Annotated in this window: 4 protein-coding genes and 1 pseudogene; all 5 read right to left on the bottom strand. The window is 59.8% G+C overall.

All coding sequences use genetic code 11. The annotated features are described in order from the left end of the window. Positions 1–253: 253 nt before the first annotated feature. A complete protein-coding gene (locus CVV68_RS22505; RefSeq protein ID WP_110503215.1) occupies positions 254–703 on the bottom strand; it encodes a hypothetical protein in 450 nt (149 codons plus the stop codon). Positions 704–1,375: 672 nt separating this feature from the next. Further along, a complete protein-coding gene (locus tag CVV68_RS22500) occupies positions 1,376–2,782 on the bottom strand; it encodes an alanine racemase (protein WP_110503214.1) in 1,407 nt (468 codons plus the stop codon). 9 nt (positions 2,783–2,791) lie between these two features. After that, complete coding sequence (locus tag CVV68_RS22495) at positions 2,792–4,429, bottom strand: FAD/NAD(P)-binding protein (RefSeq protein ID WP_110503213.1); 1,638 nt, start codon at positions 4,427–4,429, stop codon at positions 2,792–2,794. Further along, positions 4,426–5,382 (bottom strand): pyridoxal-phosphate dependent enzyme, encoded by a 957-nt coding sequence (locus CVV68_RS22490; protein ID WP_170133327.1) that lies wholly within the window; start codon positions 5,380–5,382, stop codon positions 4,426–4,428. Before CVV68_RS22490 ends, CVV68_RS22495 begins: the two co-directional genes overlap by 4 nt. Before the next feature lie 876 nt (positions 5,383–6,258). Further along, positions 6,259–6,394: pseudogene (locus tag CVV68_RS22480) on the bottom strand (IS110 family transposase); the annotation flags it as partial.

Here is a 6,394-nt window from a genome sequence, read left to right as displayed (position 1 = left end):
AAAATGAGCGAGTCACACCTGGCCGGAGTAGCACCAGTCTGCCAGCCAGCCCCGGGCCAGCCAATATCCATTAGAGAAGATGAGGTGCCAGGAGCCATGGTTCGGGCGGCTGACTCCTGCAACGCATTGCCGGGAGTCGAGTCACGGAACAGTGGAGAAGTTCTGGCGTTTCCATTGCTTGCGGTCAGATCCTTCAGTTGAAGTACCGGGCTGTGGCGTCGGGCGTACATTATGTCGCGCCCGTCCGCCGCGGTCAGCGGGCTACCTGACGAATCGCGGCGAGCCGCTCATGAGGGATGAGGTATCCGTCCCAGCGACGGTCGTCGCCTGGCTGGAAAACCGTCTCGGATTTGAACGTGCGCTGACGGTGCCGACCGGAGGCTACAGCCCACACGACACGGACGTGGTTCCCGTCGCAGGTAACCACGTATCCGTGGATCTCGATGCCGGCATCGCTGACCACCACCTTCGCGGCCGCTGCCTGCAAGTCAGCCGACGATCGGGCAAGAACGGGGTCGACCAAACCCGACATGGCCTGTTGTGTGGGTGTGGCCCTCATTTTTTGGGCCGCCGTCTCGTATGGGTAGTAGGAGATGCTCTTAGCCCAGGCGGGTTTGGGTTGCGGCATCAGTTCCCAATTGGTTGCCTGGTCCAGGTCGGCGACATCCGGGGTGATGTCGTTCCTGGTTTCGGTTGAATTCATCACCGAAGCATATTTCTCAGAGGGGTTAACTTCTTCACCCCTAGGGGTGTACTTTCCCGCCCTATCGTGGGCGACTTGAAAACCTTCGTATTGCACTGGTGAATGACTCTGAAATGGTGCTTCGAGGGCCGGAATGGATGCTCCGTTCTTGCCGGAATGCCGTGGAGGTTGCCGAACTTGACCTCAATCGCCATGTGGACGAACCCGTGAACACAATCGTCCCCTTACCCAGAGTGAGGTGCGGTACTTGGCAGTTGGCGACGCGGATACGCAGCCATGACTCCGAACGACGTAGTAGGTCCGGGGCCCCTGCCCTGGTTAGTAGAGTTCAGGCTGCATCGTTGACCACAAATTACTGGTGTGATTGCCTTCACATGCGGGCAAAGAGAACGGCGAAGACGATCGCGCCCAGATTACGCGAAGCCTGTCCGTGCGTCGTCCCCCCACTATTAAGACTGTGGGTGCCAGACGTTTGACGCCCGAGTGACGCCCATGTTGCCTTCGATCCAGACAGTGGGAGCCAACGAAATTGCTGGAGTAAAGGATGCCGTGCATGGCCTGTGGGATAACGACAAGGTTTTCTGTCAACTTGGATAGATTTGTCTTTAGAAGCGCCGTTTGGAGTATTCTTCGCCCCCGGATGGCTCTCCTCAAACGCGATTGGACCAAGAGTCATAGACGCATCTGGTCGATGTCATCGGCTACCCACTCGTATCCATCCCAGAGAACATTGGCTGCAAGGGGCAACTGGTGGGAGGCGCTCTCTACAATGTGCATCAGGTATCCGGCGGTATTGGGGAATGCGATCAGGTCTCCGGCTGCCACGCCGGCAGGAAACTCAAAGCGTCGGCGCAGCAGAAGTTCCTCCTCGATACAGTACGCACCCACCAGGAATGCGCTGTCGAATGTTCGTTTCCGGTTTGACGGCGCAGCGTGGACGAGCACGGGATCAAGTAAGAAGTCAGCTGACGTGGAGCGGCACTGTGTCCGGTTCATATGCAAACCCACCAACGGAACTCCGTCGCTCCGTTTCTTTTTGAAAGCAACTTCGGAAAGCGTCAGCCCGCAACCATCCATAAGTGAGCGGCCCGGTTCGCAGCGAAGTTGAATCTGCGCATCAAGTAGCGCGGAGCCAATGGCCTTTGAACCAGGCTCTGGCACATACGCGAGCACTTGCTCCAGCCATGCTCCCCTGATGAGGCCCTGGTAGTAGGGATAGACAGCGGATCCGGGAATTCCTCCCGAGGCTCCGAGCCGGTCCGATTTCCAGGTAAGGGACTCATCGTCGTCGGGCAACAGTGCCAACCGAGCCCAGAAATCCTTCCACTGCTCGGCACTGTCCAAATACGACATGGGTATTCCGCCACCCATGTCCACGAAGCTCGGTTCGTGGCCCATGATTCGCAACTGCTCGATGACATGCAAGGCTTCGTGAATTCCAAGGGAACGTGCGTGGGCGTCGTAGCCGTTGAGGTGGAAGTGAATGCCAGCCACCTCGATGGCGGAGCCCGGTTCGGCGTCGGAAAGTATTTGCAGCCAGCGGGAGGCCGGGAGGCCGAATCGGGTGGGCGGGATGGCCGGGTGATCAATGGCCAGCCGCAACGCGACGGTGAGTTGCCCGCCCTTGTCATCGGCTAGGGCGATCGAGTCGCGTAGCTCGTCTTCGTTGTCCAGGCTGATGGTCACCCCCGACGTGATGGCCAGATGAAGCAGGGCCTTGGGTTTTACAGCAGCGCTGACAATGATCCGATCGGCCGGCACCCCGCGGTCAAGGCACTGTCGCAGCTCGTTGAGACTTGCGACGTCGACTCCACACCCCTCACGGACGGCCCGATCAATCGCTCCCAGGGTCTTGTTCGCCTTGCGGGCAAAGTAGATTTGAAAATCGATTTGATGCGCAACTGCTGCGGTACGCAGTTCGCTGACGTTCCGTCCCATGGCACCGTATTCGTGGACATTGACGGGAGAACCGTGCGCGTCAATTAGCTCCTTGCAGAGGGTGGGGTTGCCCACGAGCTCCTCCATCCATGGTTCAAGCCGGGCGGTCAACGGGGCAGTTCCGTACATTTTTTCGTTCATCACGATGTCCTATGAGTCGAGTGTGCCGGTGACGAGCCCAGCAATGCGTTGAGCCCACAAACGATGTTCCCCATGGAGAGAACGGTTGAGGGTGTCGTGACCCAATGTTGGGTCTTCGGTGGGTCGACCCAACGCGGCCAGGGATTCACTACGTGAGCCGTCTTGCGCCAGACAGGTGCCGTCAGCTTCGGTCAGCAGTCCACGATCCCCGGGGCGGATCGAGACGTCTCCCGCGGTCAAGAGCCCCGCGAACACCTCGCTGTTGGCACGTCCTGCCGGTGCCGCCGCGCGAAGCGCTCCCGGTCCAGGAGTGACCGCATCGATGAAAATGGACCCGGGCGTCGGATTTTCCCCAGCCCCCGCGACGTCAAGGATTCCGGCGTCGAAGAGCCCCACCAATTTGCGCGCCGTGAGCTCCGGCGGTCCGAAAGCAAACTTTTCCAGGTGATGGGCGACTCTGCCAAAATGGCGGGATGCGTGAACGCTCCGTGGCACGCGGTCGATCGCAGGCACCAGCTCGGCGTACAGTCCAGACCATGCCCTGGCCCAAAGCCAGCCCGTGGTGACTGGTGCCTCGAGGTGATTCACCGCGAGACTGTTCCGCAAGTGTGCACTAGCGCTGGGTGCTTTCGGGAAACTTATGGGACGACAGCTCGCCTCGACGGACTGTCCCGTCAATGCCGTTCGCCACAGTGCCAGCGCACTGACCGTCACGTCCATGGCGCGGGCACAATCCTGGGCGCAATGAAGCAGGATCACCCACAGTCCGTCCAGATTAACCTCGATATCGGGCGGAGTGCCCCGCACCTTCGCGCCCCATTGACGCAGCCGCTGCTTGTGCTCCTCCAGGCAAAATGCGACGTCGTCCGGCACCGTCTCGCTCTTGGGATCCATCAGCGATCCGCTCCGCGACGATAAGGTGATTCGCCGGGGCTCTTTTCCGCTGGGACGGTAAAGCAATCCCCATGGGGCGCCGCCGTCGTCGTCCTTCGACAGCCGCCAGAATCCACCCCGGCTTTCACTCAGAAGCAACGCCACATCGTAGGCCGTCAAGGCGGCGCCACGAATCCACACCTCGGACCCTGCCGGGATATCCGCTGTGGTCAGGGCGGCGTAATCGCCGATCAAGGGGTGTGAATTAAGTGCCCCGGGCATCGGCTCCACGGTGCGGTCCTGCGCGAGGCCGTGTCCGGTGGCCAGGAGAACCTCTTCATACTGCTGGGTCCCGAACGGCCCACTCACACGCCAGTGCTCGCCGTCGCGTTCGACGCCGCTGACCACGAACGGGGCATGGGCCACCATGATGTTCCCGTGCTGGGACAAAAGCCGGAACTGCTCCCGGAGGTACCGGCCGACCAACCTCCGTGGCGGATACTTTTCGCCAGTCATTTCCGGTGCCACTCGGTCAACCCACTCCGCGAAGGTCTCTGAACTCAGCGTTGAGGAGGCATCCACGATGCCCGCATTCACATTCAATCGCAACGTCTCGGGCTGGTCCACACGCCACACACTCCCGGCCCCAGGGGGCAGCGGATCATAGACGTCCACCGCGACCCGCGACGATGAAGTGAATGGAATGTGGTCGTTCAGCGCGAGCAGGGCAAACAAACTCTTCGGTCCGCCACCAATGACAGCTATGCGGATCAATGGTCCGAGAACTCCTCAGTGTCGGCTACGTGGTCCGGGTCCTCGTTTAACACGGTGCTCACCCACTCGTCGTTGTAGACAGTCTGCAGGTAGGGAACGCCGGTGTCGTGGACCATGAACGCAACACGAGAGCCCTCCTCAAGACTGGGCAACAGCGTTCCCAGGGCGGCCACAATGGCCCCCGTGGACGCACCTGCCAGAATGCCCTCGCGGTCAGCCAACCGCCGGCAGCCGCGCACCATGTCAATTTCCTCTATCTGAAAGACCAAGTCCGGTTCGGCAGAGGAGGCCAACTCCGGCAGTACGCCGGCGCCGAGGCCTGGCAGTCGACGAGTTCCGGCGGTGCCTCCGAAGAGCACTGACCCAACGGAGTCAACAGCTACTATTTTGGTGTTAAGGCCGTGGGTCCGAATGTACTGCTGGCAGCCCAGCAGGGTGCCGGTGGTGCTGGTTGCAACGAAGAGATAGTCCAAGTTTCCCCCCGAGCCGGCAATAATTTCGGGCATGGTTGAATCGAAGTGCGCGCGCGGGTTAGCCAAGGAGCCATACTGGTTGGTGGTCACGGACCCGGGGTGCGCTGCCAACAGGTCACTGACCCGGCGGCGGCGCGCAGCGAGTTTGTTGCCGTCGGCTGGAGTCTGAACACGATTCACTGTCGCCCCGTACGCTTCCATGAGCTCCAAGGCCACGGGGTTAGCATTTTCATCGACGACTGCCATGAACCTAACGCCTCGCACCACACACTGCCGTGCCAGGGCGATTCCCAGATTCCCCGAGGTTGATTCAATGATCATGCCCCCGGTCCGGAGCCGTCTTGAACCAAGGAGTTCCTCAATCAACCCATTTGCCGTCCGCTCCTTGGTGCTGCCAGAAAGCTGAAGCAAATCAAGCTTGGCGTAGAGTTCAACGTTCCAGGCTTCAAAGAGGCGGCTGAGCTTTACCACAGGAGTCACAAATGGCTGTAGCGTTCCCAAACCGTTCACGATCAGTCCTCACATTTCATCGTTAGCGCATCATCTGCCGTTGCGACCATTATTGTCCGCGCATCATTGCCATATAAACCGTTGGAACACGGTACCCCGGGTCTGCTTGTGGGCAGTCTAGAAGTACCGTTTCCCCATGTGTCGTGTCCCAGAATAGGAATCCCTCCGGGACAGGTCTTCCCCACCATCAGCATGCGGATGCCGGAATTCGCTCGCATTTGGCACTTCCCCATCCCCATTCTGGCCCCTGCAATCCCGAGACGACGGAAGGGCGAGTTGATTGATCGGTGAAGTGAAGGGGGCAAGCAGATTTCGAGTCAAACAAATGTGCTGATAACCGCCCTCAAGTACTGAGGTGAATGGTGGTCGCGGCCCTCATTTTCGGGCCGCTGTGTGGTTTGAGTAGTACTGTCCTGGGCCCGGCAGGGTGGGTGGCACGGGCCCTTGGTTATGAGTTCGTGCTGGTGCAACGCTGCCACAATTGCCTGCTCGCGGCGCGCAAGGGCTGCGATCCGTCCGGGGTTGGCGGTACTTCTAAGTTGGTCCTCGGTCAGGGCCAGTTTCACAATAAGTTCCCGAACGGTTGCCCGGCCGAGCTCGTCGTCTTCACTCATGGGTCTGTTCATGATTTGGGCTGATTCCATCCCCAAAGCCTATTTCTCAGAGGGGTTAACTTCTTCACCCTTAGGGGTGGACTTTTCTGCCCCTAGATACCCCACAGCGGGGGTGTCTTTATGTTCTTTGTCAAGCGCTGGGGCAAATATTTTTCGTGATTTCGCGGTTGCTGATTTGGGCAGGAATGAGTGGCTGGCGGTGTGTGCCCGCCAGCTGCTTGGCCTTTTGTTGTTAGCCGGTTTTGGTTGCTGGTGCTTCGTAGAAGGTGCCGTCGCGGAGCATGGCGAACAGGACGTCGCAGCGGCGCCGGGCAAGGGCGATCAGGGCTTGGTTGTGCCGTTTCCCTTCGGCGCGTTTCTTGTTGTAG

Origin of the sequence: Arthrobacter livingstonensis (assembly GCF_003219815.1) — a bacterium.
Classification (GTDB): Bacteria; Actinomycetota; Actinomycetes; order Actinomycetales; family Micrococcaceae; genus Specibacter; species Specibacter livingstonensis.
Note: the sequence above shows the minus strand (reverse complement) of the source record. Positions and strands in the feature narration are given on the sequence as shown.